This is a genomic window from Corallococcus sp. CA049B, assembly GCF_003611685.1.
GTDB classification, from domain to species: Bacteria; Myxococcota; Myxococcia; order Myxococcales; family Myxococcaceae; genus Corallococcus; species Corallococcus coralloides.
The window spans coordinates 1-1941 of the sequence record NZ_RAWC01000427.1 but is presented as its reverse complement, the minus strand read 5'-3'; the positions used below and the strand labels follow the sequence as shown (position 1 = coordinate 1941).

3 protein-coding genes are annotated in these 1941 nt (G+C 65.2%); 2 read left to right on the top strand and 1 reads right to left on the bottom strand.

Going from position 1 to position 1941, the window contains the following annotated elements; all coding sequences use genetic code 11:
* Positions 1-23: 23 nt before the first annotated feature.
* The gene (locus D7W82_RS39420; RefSeq protein ID WP_233588213.1) at positions 24-479 is read right to left on the bottom strand and encodes a helix-turn-helix domain-containing protein; all 456 of its coding nucleotides are present in this window, start codon (positions 477-479) and stop codon (positions 24-26) included.
* 431 nt (positions 480-910) lie between these two features.
* Between D7W82_RS39420 and D7W82_RS39415 the strand changes: the two genes are divergently transcribed.
* Positions 911-1231 (top strand): hypothetical protein, encoded by a 321-nt coding sequence (locus tag D7W82_RS39415; RefSeq protein WP_120623154.1) that lies wholly within the window; start codon positions 911-913, stop codon positions 1229-1231.
* A 290-nt stretch (positions 1232-1521) separates the two neighbouring features.
* Positions 1522-1812 (top strand): hypothetical protein, encoded by a 291-nt coding sequence (locus tag D7W82_RS40335; protein WP_147439781.1) that lies wholly within the window; start codon positions 1522-1524, stop codon positions 1810-1812.
* The last annotated feature ends 129 nt before the right edge of the window (positions 1813-1941 follow it).

Below are 1941 nucleotides of genomic sequence, written 5' to 3'. Positions count from 1 at the left end.
CTGCCCCAGGTGCGTCGGCGGCTTCAGCATCTGCTACTGCGCCGCCTCGGCCATTGCCCGCTGTGCCTCCGCAGACTCGGCGCTCGCGCTCCTCCTCGAGGACCGTCACGCATCTGATCAAGTAGTACTAAGAGCGAGCGGTAAATGGTTTCGTGAGACACGCGCATGTGGGGCGGTTCGGGAAAGTCCGAGCGCAGTCTGGCGGCAATCTGCTGAGGGCTCCAGCGCTGGGCCAGGCCCTGCTCCACTTCGTCCCCCAGCGGGCTGCTCGCGGCGAGCTTGCTGTGCTTGGGACGACGCGCCCTGCGCGCAGCGCCTTCCTCGGCGCGCCACGCCCGGTATTTCCTCCTGCCGCCCGTCGCCACGTCGCGCGAGACGGTGGACGCTGCGCGTCCCAAACGACGCGCGATGGCGCGCATCGACTCGCCTGCATGTACGCCGCGCAAGACTTCCTCTCGCTCCTGCAGCGACAGGCACATGGCGAGCGCAGGCGCGCGCGGCGCCACTCCGCCCGTCTTCACCAGTAGCCGCTGAATGGACTTCTTCGAGCAGCCGATGACCACCGCCGCTTGCTCGAAGGTCTCGCCAGCGATGACACGCCGCCGAATCTCCAGTCTGTCCTCCCCCATCAGCCTTGCTGCTTTCCCTCGGCCTCGCACCCCGGTGCTTCCCATCGAGCAGGGTGCCACGGCAAGCACCCAAGCGGTGTGTTCCCCGCTTGAGACCGCCCGGGAAGGCTCACCCCTCCCGCGTCGTCGCCGCCATCGCCTCGCGTGCATCTGCCGCTGGAAGTACTCCAGCAGCGGCTTGCAGAAGCAGAGCAGCGTATCGCGGGACTGGAGGCCAAAGGTCGAATCAGAACACGAAGATCCGCAACGCGGAAGCCAGCTGCGGCGAGCACGTCATCGACATGACGTACCGATCCCAGCCGGATTTGCGGACCGAGCATCGGAACCAAATCAACCAAACGAAGGAGCACCTCATCGCCCTTGAGGCGTCCCTCGCGACCGAGCGGGCCGGCCGGGACCGGGTTGAGGAGCGAATCGCGCGTCACCACGACAACGAGGAGGCTCGCCGCGACAAGGAAGAAGCGCGTCGGGACAGGGAGTTCACAAGGCGCGCCCTGCAGGCTGCAAATCGCACGTCGGTTCTTGGCCTCGTTGTTGGCGCCCTCGGCGAAATCGCTGCACTGGTCGGCGTGTGCGGCAAGTCCCCGCGCCGCAGGACGTGAAGGTCACGTGCGTCCCGGGCGCGTCTGCCCCGGCGACACCGACGCCGTAGCGGCGGACCTCATCGCCCGGGAGAGGAAGAGGCGGTAGGGGCAGGCGCAGCCACTTGTGGCGAGCGGTGCAGGCCCTGTCGTACGGTCCTCGTGCCTGCCAACGTCAGCGCAGGCATTGGAGTCCTGTGCCAACCGACATGAGCAAGGAGGCGCTGTCGTTCCTCGAAGAACTCTCCGAGGAATAACGTCCAAATATTGAAGCCCGCGGTGAAGCAGCGGCGAAGCTCTTCAGGGAACTGATGGCCCTGAGTGAGATAGGAAGCCATGGTGTCAGGTTCGAGCAGTCGGCCCCCGGCGTCTTCATCGCCCATGCCCCATGGCGCCGAAGCTCTCGAACCGATCCAAGCATCAGCCTGTCGGACGATGGAAAGGCATTTCTCCTTGTGACCAACGCAGGTGAACTCCGACTCACTCTTCCTTTCTCGCGAGAAGCAGGGATGTTCCTGGGCAATGAGGTTGTCCGGCCCGACGGGAAGAAGGAGCGCGAATCCACCCTGACCTCTATCGTCAAGGCGCTGGTGATTCGCTGAACTGCTAGCAGGCTGTTGAAGAAGCCCGGTTTGCTGGCACGGGGCTGGGCTTCTCGTTGACTTCAATCTCAACATTGTCTTCGAGATGAGGCGGCGGGCGCGAAGTGGCTATGCGGCAGCCAGCCGCGC

Coding starts and splice junctions, on each gene's coding strand:
- D7W82_RS39415 (WP_120623154.1), top strand. CDS start 911: ATGACGTACCGATCCCAGCCGGATTTGCGGACCGAGCATCGGAACCAA.
- D7W82_RS40335 (WP_147439781.1), top strand. CDS start 1,522: ATGGCCCTGAGTGAGATAGGAAGCCATGGTGTCAGGTTCGAGCAGTCG.
- D7W82_RS39420 (WP_233588213.1), bottom strand. CDS start 479: ATGTGCCTGTCGCTGCAGGAGCGAGAGGAAGTCTTGCGCGGCGTACAT.